Genomic DNA, 23,293 nt, shown 5'->3' on the forward strand with positions numbered 1-23,293 from the left:
CCATCTGGTCACGGTGCCGGTCTGCCATAGGTGATGAAGATGAATCCTGGCATCCCGCTCAGCGTTCGCGCGGGCGCCAGAACGGCCGGCTCCGCCCGCGCGGCGGCGCAACAGGAAGCGGATAGCAGCGATGATGTCGCGAAAGAAAGGAGCTTTGCCATGGCAACCGTGACCGCTCTCCCTAGGGGGCGAAAATCGCAAGGCCCCTGGTTGCTTGCCGCTGGCGCCTTCGCCATCGTACTCGGGCTTATCGGCCTCTACTTCACCTTTGGCCTGACCGTGGTCAGTGTGCTTTGGTATGGCGTTCTGCTCCTCACCGCCGGCGTGATGCAGTGCCTCGAGGCTTATGCGATCGGCTCAACCAACGAGGGCAAGCCTCAACGTGTGCCCGGCATCGTGCTGGGACTGATCTACGCGGCAGCCGGACTATGGGTCATTTTCAACCCGCTCAGGGCCACGCTCGTTCTGACCCTGGTGCTCGGCGTCGCGTTCATCGCATCGGGAATTCTCAAAGCGTCCTGGTTCTTCTTCGACAAGACCAAACGCTCCAGCGGAGCCTTGATGCTGGCTGGCGTCGTGTCGCTCATCCTGGGCTCTCTGCTGATCGCCCAATGGCCGCTGTCCGGCGCATGGGCCATCGGACTTCTGGTCTCCTGCGATCTCCTCGCTCACGGCCTGGCCCTGTCATGGGCTGGCCTGAAGAATACGCGGGCTTGAGGGAAGCCCGCGCTCAGCCGCCTTTCCGGCCGAAAACAACGGCGACCAATTCATAGGAGCGCTTGCGCGCCCCATGATCATGAATCGCGGCGGTGACCATCAACTCGTCGGCTTTCGTCGCCTCGATGAGCGGCGTCACCAAAGTCCGCAGCCTCTCAGGCGAGCCGACGAAGAGCCGCGCGCGGTTGCGCTGGATCGCCTCCCTCTCGGACGAGGTGTAGGGATAGGCCAGCGCCTCCTCAGGACTTGGCAGCGGGCCATACTCGCCGCGCATGCGCCGCAATACGTTGAGATCCGCGCTTGATGCGATCCGCTCGGCCTCTTCATCCGTCTCCGCGCAGATCGCCGCGACAGTGAGAATGGCATGAGGCTCGCGCCGCCACTCGGAGGGCGTGAAGCCGTTGCGGTAGCTCAGCATTGCATCGGTGGCATCGTGGCTTGCGAAGTGGTGGGCGAATGCGAAACCCATTCCGAGCTGCGCGGAGAGATGAGAGCTGTAGTCGCTCGAACCCAGCAACCAGATCGGCGGCAGCGGCACGCCGGAGGGCATGACCTCGATCTTGCGGAACGGATGCCCCTCTGGAATCCGCCGGTTCTCCAACAACATCAACTCCTGCAAGCGCTCCTGAAAGTCATCGCGCCCCCTCTCCTCCTGAAAGCGGCGCAAGGCGTAGGAGGTGACGGGGTCCGTTCCGGGCGCGCGTCCGAGGCCGAGATCGATGCGGCCGGGAAAGAGCGCCTCCAGAAGCTTGAAACGCTCCGCCACCATGAGCGGCGCATGGTTCGGCAGCATGACTCCACCGGACCCGACCCGGATGCGCTCGGTCACAGCGGCGATCTGGCCGATCATGATTTCCGGCGCGCCACTGGCGACTGAAGGCAGGTTGTGATGCTCGGCAACCCAATAGCGGGTGTATCCCAGGCCGTCCGCATGGCGGGCAAGATCAAGGGTGTTTCGTAAGGCTTGAGCGGGTGTTGAGCCGGATGTCACGAAAGACAGGTCGAGGACGGAGATGGGAAGCATGTCGATGAGGTCCAGGAGGCTTGCTTGAGCGGGGCGTTGCGAGTCAGCGCGCGTTAGGAAAGGTATAGTAGGCATCGGAAAGCATGGCCCCCATCCTCCGTTGAGAATGGCGGCCCCGCTACAGATCGGCATCAGATCAGGAGATCACAATGGATAAACGTCGACTTGGCCGTTCGAGCCTCATGGTTTCTCCCCTCTGCCTCGGCGGCAACGTCTTTGGCTGGACGGTGGATGAGGCGACCTCGTTCAAGATTTTGGACGCCTTTGTGGATGCCGGGCTGAACTTCATCGACACGGCGGACGTGTATTCCATCTGGGTGCCCGGCAATAAGGGCGGCGAGTCGGAAACCATCATCGGCAAATGGATGAAGGCGCGCGGCAATCGCGACAAGATCATCCTGGCCACCAAAGTCGGCTCCGAGATGGGCCCGGGCAAGAAAGGCCTGTCGAAGGCCTATATCCGCTCGGCGGTCGAAGCGTCGTTGCAGCGTCTTCATACGGATTACATCGATCTCTACCAATCCCATCGCGACGATCTGGAAACGCCGCAGCAGGAAACACTGGGCGCGTACGAGGAGTTGATCCGCGATGGAAAAGTGCGGGTCATCGGCGCTTCGAATTTCAGTGCAGCGCGATTGAAGGAATCGCTCGAGATCAGCGCGGAGCTCGGCCTGCCCCGCTATGAGAGCCTTCAGAACAAATACAACCTCTATGACCGCTCCGAATATGAAGCTGAGCTGGAACCTTTGTGCCGCGAAAACGAGATCGGTGCGATCCCCTTTTACGGCCTCGCCAGCGGCTTTCTGACGGGCAAGTACCGCTCGGAAGCCGATTTCGGAAAGAGCCCTCGCGGGGGCCGGATGGTCGCCTACCTCAACGACCGGGGCCGGCGCATCCTCGCCGCGCTCGATGAGGTGGCAGGCCGACACAATTCCAATCCCGCCCAGGTCGCCCTCGCCTGGCTTATCGCTCGGCCGGGAATGACGGCCCCCATCGCCAGCGCCACGAGCCTGGAGCAGTTGAAGGATCTGATCGCATCCACAACGCTTCGTCTTGATGCTGCGGAGATCAATCAGCTCAATGAGGCAAGCGTCGGCGGTTAGTCCGCTCTGGCGAACCGCAACGGAGAGGCAGCGTCTTAAAGCGTAGCCATAAGCGGCGCGCATGGCTGCCCCTCCATTGCATCAGGCGCGTGTCTCATTATCTCGTAAAGTCGGTGCTTTTGAATAATTCACAGCACAAGCGAGGCTTTAACATGAGTGCAGACCCGAACGTCTTGTTTCAGCCCTTCACCCTTGGCGACCTGACGCTGCCCAACCGCATCGCGATGGCCCCGCTCACGCGCAACAGGGCCGCCCCCTCGGGACTTGTGCCGCAGGATTTCACCGCCACCTATTACGCCCAGCGCGCCAGCGCGGGTCTTCTGATCTCCGAAGCAACGCAGATCTCGCAGCAGGGTCAGGGCTACATCAACACACCCGGCATTTATTCGCGCGAGCAGGTCGCCGGCTGGCGCAAGGTGACGGATGCGGTTCACAAGGTGGGTGGCCGCATCTTCATTCAGCTCTGGCATGTGGGCCGCGTTTCTCACGTGTCTCTGCAACCGAACGGCGCAGCACCTGTCGCCCCCTCCGCTATTCGCGCCAACACCAAGACATTCCTTGAAAACGGCTTCGTGGATGTGTCAGATCCGCGCGCACTCGACCTGTCCGAAATTCCCGGCATCCTGCAGGACTATGAGCAGGCCGCCCGCAACGCCAAGGAAGCGGGCTTCGATGGGGTCGAAATCCATGGCGCGAACGGCTACCTGCTCGACCAGTTCATGAAGGACGGCTCGAACAAGCGCAACGACGCCTATGGCGGGTCCATCGAAAACCGCGCCCGTTTGACGGTGGAGGTCATGGAGAGGATCCTGAAGGTCTGGGACAAGGGCCGGGTCGGCATCCGTCTGTCCCCTGCCGCGGTGAACGACGCCGCGGATACCGATCCGCAAAGCCTGTTCGGTCACGTGGTCAAGAGGCTGGACGATCTGGGGATCGGCTATATTCACATGATCGAGGGCGCGACCCAGGGCGACCGCCGGGCCGTCAACGTCGATTATGAAGCCCTGCGCCGCTCCTTCCGCGGCGCGTACATCGCAAATAACGGCTACAACCTTGAGATGGCAGCCGAGGCCATTGCAAGCGGCCGCGCGGATCTGGTGGCGTTTGGGCGATTGTTCATCGCTAATCCGGATCTCGTCGAGCGTTTCCGTCTCAATGCACCGCTGAACGAGCCCGACCGCGCCACCTTCTATGGCGGCGACGCCAAGGGTTACACGGATTATCCGACGCTCCACGAGGCTGCTTGACCGCCGCCCTGCGGGCCAGTCCATCACGGAATGGGGCGCGCGGTCGGCGTCAATCCGCGCCCTAACACCCGATGCAGATGCCCCGCTTGATCCGGCGATCGAGCGCATCGTTGTCTCGATTCAATCTATCTTCCCGCGACACACCGGCCGGATTGTCAGGCCGCTTGCCCGTGCCTGAAACCGGGCCGGGCTTGTTTACGCCTGGCATCCCCTTCATGGGAGTGAGCGGCGGAGGTGTTGTGGTTGGGGGCGCGGCGGGCGACGGCGCAACTCTACCGGAAGGAACCTCCGACTGCGCCCAGGCGGCCCCTGCGACAAGGCCACCGGCCACGATTGCGGCTGACAAGGCGCGATAACCCATCAGTGTCTCCTAGGATTTGCCGTGGGTTAACTCCACGGGACCGGGCTGGTTTCCCCAATCAGCGTCGCCAGATGGTCAAGCTGACGGGAATCGTCGGGTCGAGAACCTCGCGCGTTCCTGCCCGCAGGCCACCGCCGGACAAAACCTCCTCCGCGTTCGAGCCCTCGTCACAGCGAGAAAACAGCGCCACGCCGCCGGGAATCCGGGTTCCTTCCGCACGAGACAGGTGAAAGGCGTCGTACCCGATATCCAGGAAGAGATCGAAAACCCGCCGTCCGCCGGGCACTGCGACGCGTCCGCCGTCCGGCAGAACGGCGCGGATCGCATCGCTCCACGTCACAATCTTCGGATTCCACCACCAGCCATCGGGACGCTGCTCGAGCCCGGTCGATGAGGACGACAGCACGATGCGAAGACGCCCCTTCGGATTCGGATTGGCCTCGTGCCCGAGCCGCCCGAGCGCTGTCACTGCGGAACCATCGAGTTCCTTTTGGAAATAGGCCCAATCAGCATCGTTGCGCAGAATGGCGGGCATATGCCCACCGGCATCGGCGATGCGGTCGTCATCCGACACGATGGCATAGCCGTGGATTTCAACCGCCGCCATGTTCACGCTACCTCTTTCAGTGCGCGCTCAGAAGTCCACCGGGCCGTCCCGCTCGCGCGATCGACGAGACCAGCCAGCGCACCGCCGATAGCAGGGGCGAGGATAAACAGCCAGACCTGAGCCAGCGCCTGCCCCCTTACGACGATTGCGGGTCCAAGCGACCGGGCGGGGTTCACGGACAAGCCGGTGACGTTGATGAAGGCAAGGTGAAGAATGAAAAGGGTGAGACCGATGGCGAGACCCGCAACGGCGCCGAACTGATCGACCGCGGTGGCGCGCAGGATCGTGAAGACGAAGATGAAGGTCGCGATCACCTCCACGATGAAGGCTGAGCCGGCTCCGTATCCACCGAGATAATCCGCGCCCCAGCCATTCTGCCCAAGGCCGCTCTTGGCGAGATCATAGCCGGCGAGCTTGCCGGACAGGAGGCCATACAGAATGAGGGCCCCCGCCAAACCGCCGATCACCTGGGCGATGATATAGCCCGCAGCCTCGCTCCACGGCATGCGTCCTGCCATCGCGACGCCGACGGTGACGGCCGGGTTGATATGGCAGCCTGATACCGGCCCGATCGTATAAACCATCGCCATGATGCTCAGCCCGAAGGCCAAACCGACCGGAACGATGCCGAGGGGGAAACTCGGACCGTAGCCACCGATGACGATTGCTCCGCACCCGATAAGAACCAGAATGGCGGTACCGAACGCTTCGGCCACAAACTTCGACATGCGCGCCTCCTCGATGGATCATCGGCCTATACATAGGACGGTCAGGTGGCCCGGAAATCGGCAGTTTTCCCAATATTCCCACCGCAGCGCCCGCAGACGCGGCATGGTCGATGGCGCTCGGCTTCAACAAGAACAGTACGAAAGCCTTGCCAGCTCTCGACGAAAATCCGATGAAGCGGGTGGATCTTATGTGAGACGACCGTGATGCGGATTGCCACCTGGAACGTGAACTCGATCAAGCAGAGGTTGGACCACCTCGCCACCTTCGTGAAAGACGCCGAGCCGGATGTCCTGTGTCTGCAGGAGCTGAAATGCGTCGACGAGGCCTTTCCACGGGCTGAGATCGAGTCGCTCGGCTACAATGTCCACACCCATGGCCAGAAGACCTATAACGGGGTCGCGATCCTCTCCAAGCGCCCGCTCGAGGATATCCGGCGCGGACTGCCGGGGGACGACGGGGACGAGCAGGCCCGCTACCTCGAGGGCGTCATTTCAACATCGGCGGGCGTCGTGCGGGTCGCCTCGATCTACCTGCCGAACGGCAACCCGATCGGAACGCCGAAATTCGAGTACAAGCTCGCCTGGATGGACCGCCTTCGCGCCCATGCGCGCCGCCTCCTTGCCCTGGAGGAGCCGCTTGTTCTATCCGGCGATTACAACGTCATTCCCGAGCCGAAGGACGCCGCCGACCCGGCGGCCTGGGTCAATGATGCGCTCTTTCAGCCGGAAAGCAGGGCGAAGTTTCGGGAACTCTTGAACCTCGGGTTCATCGACGCCGTTCGCGCCTGCAGCGACCAGCCGGGCCTGTATTCATTCTGGGATTATCAGGCGGGCGCGTTCCAGCGGAACAACGGCATTCGCATCGACCATCTGCTGTTGTCTCCGCAGGCGCAGGACAAACTGAAGACATCGGCCATTCGCAAGGATGTGCGCGGCTGGGAAAAGCCGTCCGACCATGTGCCGGTGATGATCGACCTCGACATCGAGTGAGTTCTGACGGCTATCCGGGCGAGCGTACAGCCCGGTCATTCCGGGCGGCGTAGGGGAGCCCGGAACCCCTAAGCGTCGGCGGGTCAGGACAAGGCGCGACGGCTATTGGTGCGTCTTATTCGTAAAGCTCAGCGTTTATGGGTTCCAGGCTCTCGCTGACGCTCGCCCCGGAATGACGGGGTGTTGTTAGACGGGAGCGGTTCGATGAGGCGGGCTTACCGGCGGGACTGAATGTATTGTTCCAGCAGGGCGAGCGCGAGTTTGCGGTCGCTTTCGCCCGCTGCCGCGAAGGCCTCATCATAGAGCCCCGTGATCCACTGGTCCTTGGCCGAATCCGTGCTGGCCTCGCGAGCGAGCGTCAGCCACATCAGGCCCTTGGCCCGCTGGCGCGGAACGCCCTGGCCGTTCATCAGCAAATGCCCGAGCAACGCCTGGGACGCGTGATGTCCCTTCTCGGCAGCGAGGTTGAACCAGCGCGCCGCGAGGCGTGAATCCTTGTCGACGCCGGTTCCCTCCAGATAGAGGCGCGCGAGATTGTATTGCGCGTTCGGGTCGCTGAAATAAGACGCCGCGTAGTTGAACATCTCGACCGCGCGGGCGGGATTGGCGGCCACGTAGGTGCCCTTGATGCCATCGAGGAAATAGGTGCCGAGCGCGACGAAAGCGCTGGAGACCACGGCCGCGTTCGGCGAATCCGGCGTCTCGTCCGCATTCTGGTCCGCGAGCTTGGAGAAATATTCGAAAGCCTTGAGGTCGTCGTGCTGGACGCCGTCGCCATCGGCATACATGCGTCCGAGCTTCCACAGGGCGAGCGTATGCCCCTGGCCGGCCGCATATTCCAGCGCCTGGGCCGCACCCCGCTTATCGCCGGCATTGTAGTCACGCATGCCATTGCGCAGCGCCTCCCGCGCCGAGCCATACTTGATGGCCGGAGAAAGGGATGGCGCGAGCGGCTGCGGGCGCGGCGCGGCATCGAGCGCGTAAGCCGCGCCCGTGCCGAGAAACGCCACGCTCAGCGTGGCTGCGATGAGACTAGACGTCCGCATAGGTTTCTTTTTCTGCCGCTCCGCCCGGATGGGTCACAGCCCCATCCCGCGCCGGACCGACGGTTTGCGCGTATTTCCAGAGATAGCCCGAGGTCGCCGTGGTCTCGCGGGGCTTCCACTCGGCGCGGCGACGGGCCAACTCCTCGTCGGAAAGCTCCACCGCGATGGTGCCCTCGATCGCGTCGAGAACGATGATGTCGCCGTCCTTGATCAGGCCGATGGGACCGCCGACCGCCGCCTCCGGCCCCACATGGCCGATGCAGAAGCCACGGGTCGCGCCGGAGAAGCGGCCATCGGTGATGAGAGCCACCTTGTCGCCCATGCCCTGACCGTAGAGAGCAGCCGTCGTGGACAGCATCTCGCGCATGCCGGGTCCGCCGCGCGGGCCCTCATAGCGGATCACGAGAACCTCGCCTTCCTTGTACTGGCGCTTGCTGACCGCCTCGAAGCAGGCCTCTTCGCCGTCGAAGCAGCGGGCCGGGCCCCGGAAGACCTGCTTCTCGACGGGCATGCCAGCGACCTTCACGATCGCACCCTCGGGAGCGAGGTTACCTTTCAGGCCAACGACGCCGCCGGTGGCGGTGATCGGCTTATTCGCCGGATACACAACGTCCTGGTTGTCGTTCCATTTCACCGACCCGAGATTCTCAGCCATGGTGCGGCCGGTCACGGTCATCACGTCGCCGTGCAGGTAGCCATTGTCGAGCAGGGTCTTCATGAGAAGCGGAATGCCGCCGACTTCAAACATGTCCTTCGCCACATAACGCCCGCCGGGCTTCAGGTCGGCGATATAGGGTGTGCGCTTGAAGATTTCGGCCACGTCGAACAGATCGAACTTGATGCCGACCTCATGCGCGATGGCGGGGAGATGCAGCGCCGCGTTGGTCGAGCCGCCGGAGGCCGCGACCACCGTCGCCGCGTTCTCGAGCGCCTTGAGGGTCACGATATCGCGCGGGCGGATGTTCTTGGCGATAAGCTCCATCACCATCTCGCCCGCCATGGCGCAGAACCGGTCACGGATTTCGTAAGGCGCCGGAGCGCCGGCCGAATACGGCAAGGCGAGGCCGATGGCCTCGGAAACCGTCGCCATGGTGTTGGCGGTGAACTGAGCACCGCAGGCGCCCGCCGAGGGGCAGGCCACCTGCTCAAGCTCGGTCAGGTCATCGTCCGACATCTCGCCGACCGAATGCTTGCCGACCGCCTCGAACAGATCCTGCACCGTCACCGGACGGCCACGGAAGGAACCCGGAAGGATCGAGCCGCCATAGATGAAGATCGACGGCACGTTGAGGCGCACCATGGCCATCATCATGCCGGGCAAGGACTTGTCGCAGCCCGCCATGCCGACGAGCGCGTCATAGGAGTGGCCACGCATGGTGAGCTCGACCGAGTCCGCGATGACCTCGCGGGACGGGAGCGACGCCTTCATGCCCTTGTGGCCCATGGCGATGCCGTCGGTCACAGTGATGGTGCAAAACTCGCGCGGTGTGCCATGGGCGGCAGCAACGCCCTTCTTCACCGCCTGAGCCTGGCGCATCAGGGAGATGTTGCAGGGGGCAGCCTCGTTCCAGCAGGTGGCGACGCCCACGAGCGGCTGGCCGATCTGCTCTTTCGTCAAGCCCATTGCATAGAGATACGAGCGATGCGGCGCACGAGCCGGCCCTTCCGTCACGTGACGGCTCGGCAGCTTCGATTTGTCGATCAAACGCGCATCCATGGAACTTCTCTCTCCCGGTTTGGCGTCTCACGCTATTTCCGAGGGATAACGGAACTGTTGTGATCTGCCATGTGCACCGCCGCCGACGCAACGACCCCAACCCGACAAAGCTGTCTTATGCTAAATCGAGTTTGTTCGGAGCCGGTCCGCCAAAAAGCGTTGGGTTAGAAGCACTTTAACGAGCCCCATGAGGTGCGCGTGGTTTATGGCGGCTTCGCGGCGGAGCTTGGGCCAAGAGCGGCATGACGAGGAAGGTTTGAAGGTGTTGCCGCCAGGCAACATTTTTGGGCCCCTCGGCATGGGGGCCTGTAGCCTACATCCTGAACACGCCGAACTTCGTTTCCGGCACGGGGGCGTTCAGCGCCGCCGAGAACGCGAGCGCCAGAACCCGGCGGGTTTCGCAAGGGAGGATGATGCCGTCATCCCACAGACGCGCGGTCGCGTGATAAGGGCTCCCCTCCTCCTCGTACTTGGCGCGGACCGGAGCCTTGAAGGCCTCCTCCTCCTCGGCGCTCCAGGCCTTGCCCTCGGCCTCGATGTTGTCGCGCCGCACGGTGGCGAGAACACTCGCCGCCTGCTCGCCGCCCATCACCGAGATGCGTGAATTCGGCCAGGTGAAGAGGAAGCGCGGGGAATAGGCGCGGCCGCACATGCCGTAATTGCCCGCCCCGAAAGAGCCGCCGACAAGCAGCGTGATCTTGGGCACCTGGGCGCAGGCCACGGCGGTCACGAGCTTCGCCCCATCCTTGGCGATGCCCCCCGCCTCGTATTGCCGGCCGACCATGAAGCCGGAAATGTTCTGCAGGAACAGGAGCGGGATACGCCGCTGGCAGCACAGTTCGATGAAATGCGCGCCCTTCAGCGCGCTCTCGGAAAACAGGATGCCGTTATTGGCGATGATGCCCACCGGCATACCCCAGAGCCTAGCAAACCCCGTCACGAGGGTCGTGCCGTAAAGGCGCTTGAACTCGTCGAACTCGGAGCCGTCGACGAGGCGGGCGATGACCTCGCGAATGTCATATTGTTTCTTGAGATCGGTCGGGACGATCGCGTCCAGATCCGCGATGTCGTATTTCGGCTCGACCGGCTCAGCGAGGTCGAGGTCGATCACCTTGCGCGTGTTGAGTGTGCCGACGATGCGGCGCACGATGGCAAGCGCGTGAACATCGTCGGTGGCATAGTGATCCGCCACACCGGACTGACGCGCGTGGACCTCCGCGCCGCCGAGATCCTCCGCCGAAACCACCTCGCCTGTCGCCGCCTTCACCAGAGGCGGCCCGCCGAGAAAGATGGTGCCCTGCCGCCGGACGATGATCGTCTCGTCCGACATGGCGGGCACATAGGCGCCACCCGCCGTGCACGAGCCCATGACGCAGGCGATTTGCGGAATGCCCATCGAGGACAGGGTCGCCTGATTGTAGAAGATCCGCCCGAAATGCTCGCGGTCGGGAAACACTTCAGTCTGGTGGGGCAGGTTCGCGCCGCCGGAATCGACCAGATAGATGCACGGCAGGCGATTCTCGCGCGCAACTTCCTGCGCGCGCAGATGCTTCTTCACCGTCATCGGATAGTAGGTGCCACCTTTGATCGTCGAATCGTTGCAGACGATCATGACCTCACGACCAGAGACGCGGCCGATGCCGGTGATGATTCCGGCTCCGTGGATGGCATCGTCATACATGCCATTGGCAGCAAGAGAACCCAGTTCAAGAAACGGCGCGCCGGGGTCGAGGAGCCGGGTCACGCGCTCGCGGGGCAGCAGCTTGCCGCGCGCCAGATGACGCTCCCGCGCCTTGGCCGGGCCGCCTTCGGCGACAGCAGCGCGCTTGACCTGAAGGTCGCGGGTTAGATCAGCCCAAGCGGCGCGGTTGTCCCGCGCGGTGTCCGACGAAAGATCGGCGGATGTAGCGATGACCGGCACGTCGTCGGGCTCCTTGGCTGATGCTGCCCCGGATCGGAGGCGGTGTCGGAAGGTGTTACGCAAGCGCGCGGGATGCAAGAGGCCGTCACCTCTTGTCCCGGCCGTAAAAGGTATCATGGCGGAAGACTATCCCCTGGCGCGGATCACGACCTCGCGGCGAGAGGCCCCCGGAGTGCAATCGTAGACGATGCCTTGCACCCACAACCAATCCGGTGTGATTCTCTTCAGGTAGAGATGCGTGCCGCCGAGCGCGACGGTCTGCGCCACCATGGCCTCCTTGACGCTCACGAAGCCGGGCACCGTCGCCACAAGCGGACTCAGATCGGCGACGTGGAGGCACACCCGGACGTCGGCGGGAGAATCGACGATGTGAACCAGTTCCTCGGGCGTAAGGGTATGGGAGCAGGCCGATGCTGTCAGGGCGATGAAGGAGGCAAGGAGGGCACGTTGCATGTTGCGGTCCGCCAATGGTCAAGCCGTTAAGACAAGCTTAGGGCGCGGCGCGCCCTTGGCGAGGAGCGCGGCAGCATCGGAGACCGGAAAATGACCTTAGTCGTCCGTCAGTAAGGGCGGATCGGCGCGTTCGGTCGGCCCGAAAATTTCCTCGAAGGCTCGACGCATCACGGCATCCACCTCCGGCATTGTCACAATTCGCCCGAGATCGACGAGGCTCGTCACCCCGTGCTCGGTCACGCCGCAGGGCACGATGCCCGAAAAATGCGACAAGTCCGGTTCGACATTCAGGCTGATGCCGTGAAACGTCACCCAGCGGCGGACCCGGATCCCGATGGCGGCGATCTTGTCCTCGGCGGTCTCCCCTTTATCGGGCCGCCGCACCCAGACGCCGACACGATCCTCGCGCCGCTCGCCACGGATGTTGTAGACGTCGAGGGTCGTGATCAGCCAGGCTTCCAAAGCCGCCACATAGCGGCGAAGATCGGGAGTGCGGCGCTTGAGGTCCAGCATGACATAGGCCACGCGCTGACCGGGACCGTGATAGGTATATTGCCCGCCCCGCCCTGTCTGATGGACCGGGAATCGTTCCGGATCGACGAGGTCCGATTCTTGCGCTGACGTGCCGGCCGTATAGAGCGGCGGGTGCTCGACGAGCCAGACCAGCTCACGCGCCCTGCCCTCGGCGATCTCGGCCGCACGCGCCTCCATGAACGCCACCGCCTCCTGATAGCCCGTCAGCCCCTCCGTGATGACCCATTCCACGGACTCCGAGCCGGCTTCGGCCAGGAAGTTTGTTTCCAGCGTATCGCGGACTTGCGCCAAGATCGTTCTCACTTGATTTGCGGCCGGGAAAAACAGCCTCGATTTCAATGAAAAATAGGGATCTTTCGAGCCCAGCACAAATCTTCGAGGCGCGGCCGACCAGTGAGAGATATAACATAAACCATTGTTAATCATGAATATTCTGCCGTTGGGTGTTTTTTCGCGAACATTTTGCCCTGTCCGTGACGAACGGGCTTGCAGCCGTGTAATCAGCCTGCTACAGGGAGCGCCTCGTCAGGGGAAACACCCCTGATCTTAAAGGTTCCGCGGCCATGGCGGAATTGGTAGACGCACTACCTTGAGGTGGTAGCGGGGAGACCCGTGGAGGTTCGAGTCCTCTTGGCCGCACCAAACTTTTAAGGACGCCTTCGGGCGCCAACAAAAAAGGTCCCGTTTTCGGGGCCTTTTTTGTTGATCGCATCCCTGGCGAGGCTAAAGGCAGATTGAATCGCTTTCTCAAGAGCCGGAATCCGACTCTCAAGAACAGCGACTAACCGATTCTCCGATCTGATCTTTTTGGGCACATAGCGCGGGCTCGTCCCTGCCCCAACGAGGATCGCCGATTACCTTCTGAGGAGAGGCCCATGCAGGACGTCGAAGAAATGACGCCGCTTGCGACGCCCGAGGGTGCCGTAGCTGAACAACCGATCTTCAGAGACGACGAAGGCGAGCTGAACCAGGACTTCCTTGCCGCCGTCACCGATGCCATCGAGGCGTCGGATTCGGAGTCGCTGCAAAAACTCGTCGAGGATTTTCACGAATCCGACATGGGCGATCTCCTCGAAGCCTTGGAGCCAGACCAACGCCCTCGCCTGATCGAGCTGCTCGGGTCCGCCTTCGACTTCACCGCGCTCACCGAAGTGGACGACGCCGTCCGCGAAGAGATTCTCGAAGAACTCGAAACAGAGACCGTGGCCGAGGGCGTCCGCGATCTCGAATCGGATGACGCGGTCACGATTCTCGAAAGCCTGGACGAGGACGACAAGGCGGAGGTTCTCGACAAGCTCCCGCCCATGGAGCGCGTCGCACTTCAGCGCTCACTCGATTATCCAGAGGACAGCGCCGGTCGGCGCATGCAGACGGAGTTCATCGCCGTCCCGCCGTTCTGGACAGTCGGCCAGACCATCGACTTCATGCGCGAAGGCTCGGATCTGCCCGAGACTTTCTATGAGATCTTCGTCATCGATCCTTCCGGCCACCTGCTCGGCGCGGTGGCTCTCGACCGGCTGTTGCGCAGCAAACGGCCGGTCACGATCCAGGAGATCATGAACGACGCGCCAGACCTGGTGCAGGCGACGCAGGACCAGGAAGAGGTCGCGCGCCTGTTCGAGCGCTACAACCTGGTCTCGGCGGCGGTCGTGGATGAAGAACGCAGGCTGGTCGGCGTCATGATGGTCGACGATATCGTCGACGTGCTTGAGGAAGAGGCCGACGCCGACATCAAGGCGCTCGGCGGCGTGAACTCCGACGAAGAGCTATCGGACGATGTCTTCTATACGCAGAGAAGCCGCTTTCCCTGGCTCTTTGCCAACATGTGCACGGCACTGGTCGCGGCGAATGTCATCAACATGTTCCAGGAGTCCCTGGAGCGCATGGTGGCGCTCGCGATCCTCATGCCCATCGTGGCTTCCATGGGCGGCAACGCCGGAACGCAGACCATGACGGTGGCCGTCCGGGCACTCGCGACCCGCGAGCTCGGACGCGCGAACGCCTGGCGCATCATCCGCCGCGAGGCCGCCGTGGGCCTGCTCAACGGGCTGGTCTTTGCAACCATCATGGGCACCCTCGCGGGCACGTGGTTTCAATCGGTGGAACTCGGCTTCGTGATCGGCCTGGCGCTGATCAGCGTCCTGATGTTCGCGGCGCTCGGCGGCATCTTCGTCCCCCTCACCCTCAATCGGCTCGGCGTCGACCCCGCCGTGTCCTCAGGTCCGTTTGTGACGAGCATCACCGATATCGTCGGATTTTTCTCCTTTCTGGGAATTGCGACCGCCTGGTTCCACCTTTAGATTTTCCCAGCATCACCCCGTCACTCCGGGTCGCCGGAGTGAGTTTTCAACGGCCCTTTGTTTTTGATCAGGAAGCTTGGCTTTCCTTTTCTGAAATCATGCCTAATTCCCGTGACAGCTCCGTTTTCGTAATCATCCGTTAACGGAGTTGGGGCATCCGTGATGACTCAAGTCACGCGTAATGTAGTTGAGCCAATGAAGACTCGCCGCCGCTCCCCCAGCCGTTCCAAGAACTCTGGCCTGCCGCCGTTTCTTCGCGCCCTTCGCTTCGGCGCTCTCGCGGCCTTGAGCCTGGGCCTCGCCTCCTGCGCGATCGCGCCCAACAGCCGCTATCCGGCCAAGAGTGACATCAAGCCCCACGCCGGCGTCGCCTCGGCGCACCGTCTGCCGATTCACGGCGTGGACATTTCCAAATGGCAGGGCAAGGTCGATTGGGCCGCGCTCCGTCAGGCGGGCACAAAATTCGCGTTCATCAAGGCCACCGAGGGCGGTGATCATGTGGACAACCGTTTCCTCGAAAACTGGTGGGGCGCCAAGAATGCCGGCGTTCCGCGCGGCGCCTATCACTTCGTCTATTGGTGCCGTCCGGCTCACGAACAGGCCGTCTGGTTCAAGAAGAACGTGCCGCAGGATCCGGAGGCTCTCCCCCCGGTCCTCGACGTGGAATGGAACGGCGAGTCGGTGAACTGCCCGAAGAAGGTTCCGCGCGAGCAGGCGCTGTCGATGATCAACGTGCTCCTGCGCGAGATGGAAGCGCATACGGGCAAGCGGCCGATCATCTACACCGACATCACCTTCCATAAGGACATCCTGGAAGGCGAGTTCAACGATTACCCCTATTGGATCCGCAGCGTCGCGGCCGAGCCGCAGGAGCGTTATGCCGACCGCCGCTGGACCTTCTGGCAGTTCACCACCACGGGCCGCGTGCCGGGCGTCAGCGGCGACATCGACCGCAACACCTTCTACGGCACCGAGAACCAGTGGCGGATGTTCGTGGCCAGTGCTTGTGACCCACGCGACCACAAGCGGCTCCAGCCGCTCGGTATCTGCCGCGACATCAGCAACGGCGTTCAGACGGCAAACATCGACGAGTAAGGGCCGGTCCTCAGCCCCTTACCCACAAGCGGCACGGATGAAATTCCCAACCGCCGGTTGCTAGGCCATTTTTGTTATTATATAACTTCGCGCAATGTTCCGTTTGGGACGCTGCTTGGTTCGTGCGCGCTCTTAAGGCCCTCAGACCTCGTGGACACACTGCGTTGGGGCAAAAAATGAGCCAAGCCAAGACTTTGACGTCCGTTTCCGACGACAGCATCGTCGGGTCCGCATTGAACGATCTCCTCGTCGGCTGGACCGGAAACGATACGATCGAAGGCGGCGGCGGTGATGATACCCTCGACGGCGGCGCGGGCGACGATGTGTTGCTTGGCGGCTTTGGCAACGACACCTACGTCTGGGGTCGCGGCTACGGCAACGACACCATCGCGGATGACGGCGGCGCCAACGACGTGCTGCGCATCCACGCGAACTGGTCCGACGTGACGGTGACACAGCCTTCACCGGGCAGCATCAATCTCCATCTCGATGGCCAGACGCTGACCATCATGTCCTATTTCCTCGGCACGCCGGAAAACCACCACATCGAGCGCATCGTGTTCGACGACGGCGTGCAATGGAGCATGACGGATGTCATCCATGTCCTGCAGGGGGATTGGACGCCGCCGGAGTTAAACCGGCTCATCGAAGGCAGCGAGGCCGCGGAAACCCTCGTCGGCGGCAACGGGCACGACACGATCATCGGCAATGGCGGCAACGACAACTTGAATGGCGGCTACGGCAACGACGTTCTCATCGGCGGTGCGGGTAACGACGAGCTGATTGGCGGTGCGGGTCATGACGTGCTGAACGGCGGCGCGGGACGAAACCTGCTCGCGGGCGGCAGCGGCAACGACACTTACATCATCAATTGGGATTACGGCTTCACCGACATCCGGGATGCGATCGGCGACGACCGCATCGTTTTCGATTCACTTTTAGGCGAAGTGACCTTCGAACGGTTGGGCGACAACCTCCTCATCCAACGCGGCGGGAACACCGCCTGCGCGACGGACTACTTCACAGGCGGGGAATATGGCCGCATCGAGCAGCTCGTTTTCAAGGACAAGATCCTGACCCGGGAACAGGTGCTCCAATTGCTTGAGCACAATCCGCCTCCGACGCCCGACCCTTCGCAGCCCGGCAAGCTGATCATCGGCACGGCCAATGAGGAGTGGTTGGTCGGCACGGACTATGCCGACACCATCGACGGCGGCGCGAGCAATGACGTGCTCGAAGGCGGTTACGGTAACGACACCTATATCTGGGGCCCCGGCAAGGGCAGCGATGTCGTGCGCGATTACGGCGGCGATGACCGCATCGTCATCGACGCCACGCCCGATCAGTTGAAATTCTACAGCAAGCTCGCCGAAAAGGGCTATCCGCTCATCATCGAGCTCAACGGTCAAACGCTCGCCATCGAGGGCTATTTCAACGACGAGCCTTACAAAAATGGCCAGATCGAGAAGCTGGTCTTCTCGGATGGCACCGAGTGGACCTTGCAGGACGTGCTGAAGGTGGTTCAGCCGGTTCCGGTTGAAAATCCGAACCCGAACCCCAACCCTGATCCGAACCCGAATCCCGATCCGAACGTTGGCCGCTATATTCAAGGCTCGCCGTTCGACGATTACATTTTCGGGACCGAAGGAAACGACACCATCGATGGCGGTGCGGGCAATGATCGGCTTCAAGGCGATTGGGGCGACGACACCTACCTCTGGGGCCGCGGTAGCGGCAGCGATCTCATCGCGGATACAGGCGGGTTCGATCAGGTCCTCATCAACGCCCTGCCCAGTGAGGTGAAATTCTTCGAGGCCACCGACAGAGCGGGTCTTTTCATCACTCTCGGTGACGACGATGCCCTCATGATCATGGGCTACTTCGACGACATCGAAGGTTTCGGGCACATCGAGAGGCTCGTCTTCTCCGATGGCACCGTCTGGGGCTTGAACGAGGTTCTCGCAGCTCTCGAGCAGACCAATCCGAACCCGAATCCGAATCCCGATCCTTCTCCGACCGGCAAGCTGATCATCGGCACTGCCAATGACGAGCGGTTGGTCGGCACGGATTTTGCCGACACCATCGACGGCGGCGCGGGCAATGACCTGCTCGAAGGCGGCAAAGGCAACGACACCTACATCTGGGGACCCGGCAAGGGCAGCGACGTCGTGCGCGATTATGGCGGCGATGACCGGATCGTCATCGACGCCAAGCCCGATCAGCTGAAATTCTACAGCAAGCTTGCCGAAAAGGGTTATCCGCTCATCATCGAGCTCAACGGCCAAACGCTCATCGTCGAGGGCTATTTCAACGACGAGCCCTACAAGAATGGCCAGATCGAGAAGCTGGTCTTCTCGGATGGCACAGAGTGGACCTTGCAGGACGTGCTGAAAGTGGTTCGGCCAGTTCCGGTTGAGAACCCGAACCCGAACCCGAACCCGAACCCCAATCCAAACCCGAACCCGAACCCGAACCCGAATCCCGAACCTGCTCCGACCGGCAAGCTGATCATCGGCACGGCCAATGACGAGCAGTTGGTCGGCACGGATTTTGCCGACACGATCGATGGCGGCGCGGGCAATGACCTGCTCGAAGGCGGCAAAGGCAACGACACCTATATCTGGGGTCCCGGCAAGGGCAGCGACGTCGTGCGCGATTACGGCGGGGATGACCGGATCGTCATCGACGCCAGGCCCGATCGGCCGAAGTTCTACAGCAAGCCCGCCGAAAAGGGTTATCCGCTCATCATCGAGCTCAACGGCCAAACGCTCATCGTCGAGGGCTATTTCAACGACGAGCCACATAAGAATGGCCAGATCGAGAAGCTGGTCTTCTCGGATGGGAGCGAGTGGACCTTGCAGGATGTGCTGAAGGTGGTTCAGCCGGTTCCGAGCGATGATGTCGATCCGAATGAGCCCCCTCACCCCGAGGACAAGGTCATTACCGGCAGCAAGGGCAATGACGTCCTGCGCGGCGGCGACGGCGACGATCTGGTTCTCGGCGGCCAGGGCAACGACAAGCTGTTTGGCGACGCTGGCGACGACACGCTGGATGGCGGCGCGGGCACGGACATCCTAGTAGGCGGCGCGGGTGCCGACGTCTTCCGCTTCAGCGGCAAGAGCGACAGCAGCCCCGGCAAGAACCGCGATGTCATCCTCGACTTCATGCAGGGCGCGGACAAAATCGACTTGAGCGGCATCGACGCCAATACGCGCAAGAAGGGGGACGATTCCTTCAACACCCTCCTCTCCGCCAAGGAGAAGTTCACGGCCGCCGGGCAAATGCGCTACGACGCCAAGAAGGGCATCCTCTCTCTCAACACGGATAAGGACGCGGCGGCGGAGTTCGAGATCCATCTCAAGAACAAACCCGCCTTCCTCAAGCTCAGCGATTTCATTCTCTGATCGGCTGAGAGAGAACAAACCCGAAGCCCGCCGGAGATTATCGACCGGCGGGCTTTTTGTTTTTCCGGGAACCCTGGCCTCCACCCCCTACTTTTCCTGTAGAACCTGCTTGATAAGGACAGCAATGCTGACCAAAATACCCCGATAGAAAAGCAAATCATCCATCGCGATTCCGTCTCTTGCGGGTCGATGAGCGGAGGTTGGAGGAACGCATGATCCGGAATACCGCCAAAGTCTTCAATTTCGACCTCGGCGAGACCGCCGATGCCATTCGCGAGACCGTCCGCAGTTTCGCGCAGGACAAGATCGCGCCCCGGGCGGCGGAGATCGACCGCACCAACGAGTTTCCCCGCGACCTCTGGCCCCAGATGGGCGAACTCGGCCTGCATGGCATCACGGTCGAGGAGGAATATGGCGGCATCGGCCTCGGCTACCTGGAACACGTGATCGCGGTTGAGGAAATCTCCCGCGCCTCGGCGTCGGTCGGCCTCTCCTACGGCGCGCATTCCAACCTGTGCATCAACCAGATCCGCCGCAACGGAAGCGAGGAGCAGAAGCGCCACTATTTGCCGAAGCTCATTTCGGGTGAGCATCTCGGCGCGCTCGCCATGTCCGAGCCGGGCTCCGGCTCCGATGTGGTGTCGATGCGCACCCGCGCCGACAAGCGCGGCGATCGCTACGTGCTCAACGGCAGCAAGATGTGGATCACCAACGGCCCATCAGCGGACGTGCTCGTCGTCTATGCCAAGACGGACATGGATGCCGGCGCGCGCGGCATGTCGGCCTTTATCGTCGAGAAGAGCTACAAGGGTTTCTCGACCCATCAGAAACTCGACAAGATCGGCATGCGCGGCTCCGATACCTGCGAACTGAAGTTCGAGGATTGCGAGGTGCCGGAAGAGAACGTGCTGGGGGAGGTCGGCAAGGGCGTGAACGTGCTCATGTCCGGCCTCGATTATGAGCGCGCCATTCTCGCGGCGGGTCCCATCGGCATCATGCAGGCCTGCATGGACATCGTCTTCCCCTACATCCACGAGCGCAAGCAGTTCGGCCAACCCATCGGCACCTTCCAGCTGGTGCAGGGCAAGGTCGCCGACATGTATGTGACGATGAATGCCGCCAAGGCCTATGTCTACGCAGTCGCCAAATCCTGCGATCGCGGCGAGACCACCCGCGAGGACGCCGCAGGCGCAATCCTCTACGCCGCCGAAAAGGCCACTCAATGCGCCCTCGACGCCATCCAGCTCCTCGGCGGCAACGGCTACATCAACGATTATCCGACGGGCCGCTTGCTTCGCGACGCGAAGTTGTATGAAATCGGTGCAGGCACGAGCGAAATTCGACGCATGCTGATCGGGCGCGAGCTGTTCGAGAAGACGGCTTGATCTGGAGGACCTCGCGGCTCGCCGGGCTGGCTGAGATATTGCGCTGGCAACGCGTGTGCGATCCTTCATAATCGACATTCTCGCACTCCTCCTCGCTCCAGCACGGGTGATCTTCCCATGACCCTCGACAAAGCCATCGCCGACGCGCTGCGCGCATCTTCCACCGCCACGATCACGACCGTGTTGTTGAAGAAGGGCATTCGGCGCTGCTGGATGAAGGGGCCGATGCCGGCTTTCAACGCGCGCGATCGGCTCGTGGGGCGAGCTTTCACGCTGAGATTTGTTCCCGCGCGCGAGGATCTGGCGACGCCGGAATCGTGGTCTTCGCCGCGCTCCACCCGCGCGGCCATCGAGGATATGCCGGAAGGCTGCATCGCCGTGGTCGATTCCATGGGCGTCGCGGATGCGGGAATTTTTGGCGACATTCTCACCGCCCGCATGAAAAAGCGTGGCGTCGCCGCCCTCGTCACGGACGGCGTGGTGCGGGACGGGGCCGGCGTCGATGACACGGGTCTGCCGGTCTGGTGCGCGGGCGTCGCAGCGCCTCCTTCCGTCGCAGGCCTGACCTTTGTCGGCTGGCAGGAGCCCGTCGGCTGCGGCGGCGTGGCGGTCTACCCGGATGACGTGATCGTGGCGGACGGTGACGGTGCTGTCGTGATCCCGGCAGCCCTCGTCGAGGAGGTCGCCAAGGCCGCTGTGGAACAAGAGAGCCTGGAGCTCTGGATCATGCGCGAAGTCGAGAAAGGCGTTCCCCTCCCCGGCCTCTATCCGCCCAACGCGGAAACGAAGGCCCGCTATGAGGCCGAATCCGGCAAGTCCTAAACGACATCGCGGAAGGATGGCCGGTGTTCTACTACGTTTCGAAAATCGCCTGGTTTTTCGCCACGCCGTCAAACCTGCTCATCAGCCTCATCCTGCTGGGGCTCATGATCGCCCTCGTTCCTTCCGCGCGGAGTCTCGGCATCGGGCTTGCGCTGTCATTCACGCTGGCGACCGCTGCCCTGGGCCTGCTCCCGATCGCCAATTACATCCTCATCCCGCTGGAAAACCGGTTTCCGCCCTTTCATGACGATGGAAAACCGGTCGATGGCATCATCCTGCTCGGTGGCTCGGTCGAGGCGGCGGAATCCGCCGCGCGGGGCACCATCGTCGCCAATGAATCGGCTGAGCGTCTCATCGATACGATCAAGCTTGCGCACCTTTACCCGAAGGCGCGCATTCTCATTTCAGGCGGCGGCGGAACGGTCTTCGGAGAAGGCATCGCGGAAGCGCCCATCATCGCCTCGTTCCTGGAAAGCCTCGGCATCGATCGGGCGCGTCTCATCATCGAGGACCGTTCGCGAACGACCTACGAGAACGCGGTGTTTTCTCGCGAGATCGCCAAGCCGAAGGAAGGCGAACGCTGGCTGCTGGTGACCTCCGCCTGGCACATGCCGCGCTCGGTCGGCATCTTCGAGAAGGCCGGGTTTCCGGTGGTCCCCTACCCGGTCGATTACCGGACCAGCGGAAGCGTCACGAAACAGCGCTTTTTCGCGTTCATCTCCGATGGCTTACGGCGGCTCGATATCGGCACCAAGGAATGGGCCGGTCTGGTCGCCTATTACGCCGCCGGCCGCACGTCAGCCCTGCTGCCCGGACCTCAAGATGCGGGCGGCAAGGTCAGCCGATAGACGCCTTTGAAGTCATCCGGATCAACGGGGCGTCCCTTTCGAAGGATGACCACGCGGCCTTCCTTCATCAGGCGCACGGCGGTCGCGCGGACAGGGTGCATGAGAGGCCCCCAACCGTCCGGATGATCGCCGCCCAGCGCGCGGGCGACATCTGTCGGGCCGATGGTCCGATCCGTGCCGCGCTCGTTCAGGAGCGAAAGCATGGCGGCTTCAAGGTCTTCCGGCGTCGGGTTCTTGGACATGGTTCCTGCCTAACGCCGCAAGCCGGGCGTCCGAGATGAATTGGCGTCGCCACATCACATAGAGTACGGCAGCCGTCGCCACCACGAAAACATAAGGGCCGATGAACCAGCCGAGATAGGCCAGTGAGAAGAAGAAGGCCCGCTGGCCGCGATTGAAATGCTTGCCCGCGACGATGTTCATGCTGGCGGCCTGATGGGCCACCGCCAGCCCTTCCTCGCGGTTGCCTTCGTTCAAAACCGGCACCGCGCCGACGATGATCGCCATGTAGTTAAACAGGCGGTACGACCAGGCGAACTTGAAAAAGGCGTAGACGAAGATGATCGCGAGCCCGATCACCTTCACTTCCCAGATCAGCGGCGTCGTGGCTTGGCCGAAGGGGAGATTGGCGAAAACCGGCAAGACTGCATCGGCGGACCGCAGAAGCGCCAGCACGCCGCCAATGGCGATCAATGAGGTCGAGGCGAAAAAGGCGGTGCCGTTCATCAATGAGGCCATGATCGTGGTGTCGACGATCCGGTTCTCGCGCACCACCAGCTGCTCCATCCAGCGATAGCGGTACTGGTTCATCACGGCGTTGAGGCTTCTGTGTCCCGCAGGCGTGAGTTCGACCGCGGCGTGATAGGCGAACCACGCAACACCGAAGAAGCCCATCGCCACATAGTCAAGAACCGTGAAACCCAGCACCGTCGCCTCCCGTTGACTCTATCTCTACCATGCCCAGTTTGTTCAAAGCTTTAAAGCGGAGCAC

Annotated in this window: 20 protein-coding genes and 1 tRNA gene; 11 read left to right on the forward strand and 10 right to left on the reverse strand. The window is 62.4% G+C overall.

All coding sequences use genetic code 11. From position 1 onward, the window contains the following. Positions 1-39 precede the first annotated feature (39 nt). Positions 40-717: an HdeD family acid-resistance protein gene (locus tag I2H38_RS12375; RefSeq protein ID WP_210324788.1), complete on the forward strand. Its 678-nt coding sequence runs from the start codon at positions 40-42 to the stop codon at positions 715-717. Positions 718-730: 13 nt separating this feature from the next. Here the strand turns inward: I2H38_RS12375 and I2H38_RS12380 are convergent, their stop codons facing one another. Then, positions 731-1,741 (reverse strand): LLM class flavin-dependent oxidoreductase, encoded by a 1,011-nt coding sequence (locus tag I2H38_RS12380; RefSeq protein ID WP_196272164.1) that lies wholly within the window; start codon positions 1,739-1,741, stop codon positions 731-733. A 149-nt stretch (positions 1,742-1,890) separates the two neighbouring features. Between I2H38_RS12380 and I2H38_RS12385 the strand changes: the two genes are divergently transcribed. Continuing rightward, on the forward strand, positions 1,891-2,844 hold the full coding sequence (locus I2H38_RS12385) for an aldo/keto reductase (RefSeq protein WP_196272165.1): 954 nt from the start codon (positions 1,891-1,893) through the stop codon (positions 2,842-2,844). A 152-nt stretch (positions 2,845-2,996) separates the two neighbouring features. Then, positions 2,997-4,091, forward strand: a complete 1,095-nt coding sequence (locus I2H38_RS12390) for an alkene reductase (protein WP_196272166.1) — start codon at positions 2,997-2,999, stop codon at positions 4,089-4,091. Positions 4,092-4,510: 419 nt separating this feature from the next. On the opposite strand, the gene I2H38_RS12395 is transcribed toward I2H38_RS12390, so the two are convergent. Both I2H38_RS12395 and I2H38_RS12400 read right to left on the reverse strand, forming a co-directional pair. Then, complete coding sequence (locus I2H38_RS12395) at positions 4,511-5,059, reverse strand: hypothetical protein (protein WP_196272167.1); 549 nt, start codon at positions 5,057-5,059, stop codon at positions 4,511-4,513. Between the two features lie 2 nt (positions 5,060-5,061). Further along, positions 5,062-5,787, reverse strand: a complete 726-nt coding sequence (locus I2H38_RS12400; RefSeq protein ID WP_196272168.1) for an aquaporin — start codon at positions 5,785-5,787, stop codon at positions 5,062-5,064. A gap of 204 nt (positions 5,788-5,991) precedes the next feature. On the opposite strand from I2H38_RS12400, the gene xth reads away from it, so the two are divergent. Beyond that, positions 5,992-6,777: an exodeoxyribonuclease III gene (gene xth / locus I2H38_RS12405; protein ID WP_196272169.1), complete on the forward strand. Its 786-nt coding sequence runs from the start codon at positions 5,992-5,994 to the stop codon at positions 6,775-6,777. Positions 6,778-6,992: 215 nt separating this feature from the next. Here the strand turns inward: xth and I2H38_RS12410 are convergent, their stop codons facing one another. The 5 genes from I2H38_RS12410 to lipB all read right to left on the reverse strand — a co-directional run bounded on the left by I2H38_RS12410 (position 6,993) and on the right by lipB (position 12,703). Continuing rightward, positions 6,993-7,823: a tetratricopeptide repeat protein gene (locus tag I2H38_RS12410; RefSeq protein ID WP_196272170.1), complete on the reverse strand. Its 831-nt coding sequence runs from the start codon at positions 7,821-7,823 to the stop codon at positions 6,993-6,995. After that, the gene (gene ilvD / locus I2H38_RS12415; RefSeq protein ID WP_196272171.1) at positions 7,810-9,540 is read right to left on the reverse strand and encodes a dihydroxy-acid dehydratase; all 1,731 of its coding nucleotides are present in this window, start codon (positions 9,538-9,540) and stop codon (positions 7,810-7,812) included. Before ilvD ends, I2H38_RS12410 begins: the two co-directional genes overlap by 14 nt. Positions 9,541-9,853: 313 nt before the next feature. Beyond that, positions 9,854-11,461, reverse strand: a complete 1,608-nt coding sequence (locus I2H38_RS12420) for a carboxyl transferase domain-containing protein (protein WP_196272172.1) — start codon at positions 11,459-11,461, stop codon at positions 9,854-9,856. Positions 11,462-11,587: 126 nt separating this feature from the next. Beyond that, entirely contained in the window at positions 11,588-11,914 is a 327-nt protein-coding gene (locus tag I2H38_RS12425; protein WP_196272173.1) for a hypothetical protein, read from the reverse strand. A gap of 96 nt (positions 11,915-12,010) precedes the next feature. Next, complete coding sequence (gene lipB, locus I2H38_RS12430) at positions 12,011-12,703, reverse strand: lipoyl(octanoyl) transferase LipB (RefSeq protein ID WP_196272245.1); 693 nt, start codon at positions 12,701-12,703, stop codon at positions 12,011-12,013. Between the two features lie 302 nt (positions 12,704-13,005). Between lipB and I2H38_RS12435 the strand changes: the two genes are divergently transcribed. The 7 genes from I2H38_RS12435 to I2H38_RS12500 all read left to right on the forward strand — a co-directional run bounded on the left by I2H38_RS12435 (position 13,006) and on the right by I2H38_RS12500 (position 22,302). Further along, a tRNA-Leu gene (locus tag I2H38_RS12435) sits at positions 13,006-13,090 on the forward strand. A gap of 233 nt (positions 13,091-13,323) precedes the next feature. After that, complete coding sequence (gene mgtE / locus I2H38_RS12440; protein WP_196272174.1) at positions 13,324-14,748, forward strand: magnesium transporter; 1,425 nt, start codon at positions 13,324-13,326, stop codon at positions 14,746-14,748. Positions 14,749-14,943: 195 nt separating this feature from the next. Then, entirely contained in the window at positions 14,944-15,843 is a 900-nt protein-coding gene (locus I2H38_RS12445; RefSeq protein WP_196272175.1) for a glycoside hydrolase family 25 protein, read from the forward strand. A gap of 176 nt (positions 15,844-16,019) precedes the next feature. Continuing rightward, positions 16,020-19,247: a calcium-binding protein gene (locus tag I2H38_RS20715; RefSeq protein WP_210324789.1), complete on the forward strand. Its 3,228-nt coding sequence runs from the start codon at positions 16,020-16,022 to the stop codon at positions 19,245-19,247. A 212-nt stretch (positions 19,248-19,459) separates the two neighbouring features. Beyond that, positions 19,460-20,632 carry an isovaleryl-CoA dehydrogenase gene (locus I2H38_RS12490; protein WP_196272176.1) on the forward strand — a complete coding sequence of 391 codons (1,173 nt, stop codon included), beginning with the start codon at positions 19,460-19,462 and terminating at the stop codon, positions 20,630-20,632. A 117-nt stretch (positions 20,633-20,749) separates the two neighbouring features. Then, positions 20,750-21,454 (forward strand): ribonuclease activity regulator RraA, encoded by a 705-nt coding sequence (locus tag I2H38_RS12495; protein ID WP_196272177.1) that lies wholly within the window; start codon positions 20,750-20,752, stop codon positions 21,452-21,454. A gap of 23 nt (positions 21,455-21,477) precedes the next feature. Continuing rightward, entirely contained in the window at positions 21,478-22,302 is an 825-nt protein-coding gene (locus I2H38_RS12500; RefSeq protein WP_196272178.1) for a YdcF family protein, read from the forward strand. Here the strand turns inward: I2H38_RS12500 and I2H38_RS12505 are convergent. Then, positions 22,272-22,544, reverse strand: a complete 273-nt coding sequence (locus I2H38_RS12505) for a DUF3253 domain-containing protein (RefSeq protein WP_196272179.1) — start codon at positions 22,542-22,544, stop codon at positions 22,272-22,274. The two genes, I2H38_RS12500 and I2H38_RS12505, sit on opposite strands and share 31 nt — an antisense overlap. Further along, the gene (locus I2H38_RS12510) at positions 22,513-23,229 is read right to left on the reverse strand and encodes a DUF599 domain-containing protein (RefSeq protein WP_324617391.1); all 717 of its coding nucleotides are present in this window, start codon (positions 23,227-23,229) and stop codon (positions 22,513-22,515) included. The genes I2H38_RS12505 and I2H38_RS12510 overlap by 32 nt, the downstream gene beginning before the upstream one ends. Positions 23,230-23,293: the final 64 nt, after the last annotated feature.

The sequence above is a fragment of the Microvirga alba genome, assembly GCF_015694465.1.
GTDB lineage: Bacteria > Pseudomonadota > Alphaproteobacteria > Rhizobiales > Beijerinckiaceae > Microvirga > Microvirga alba.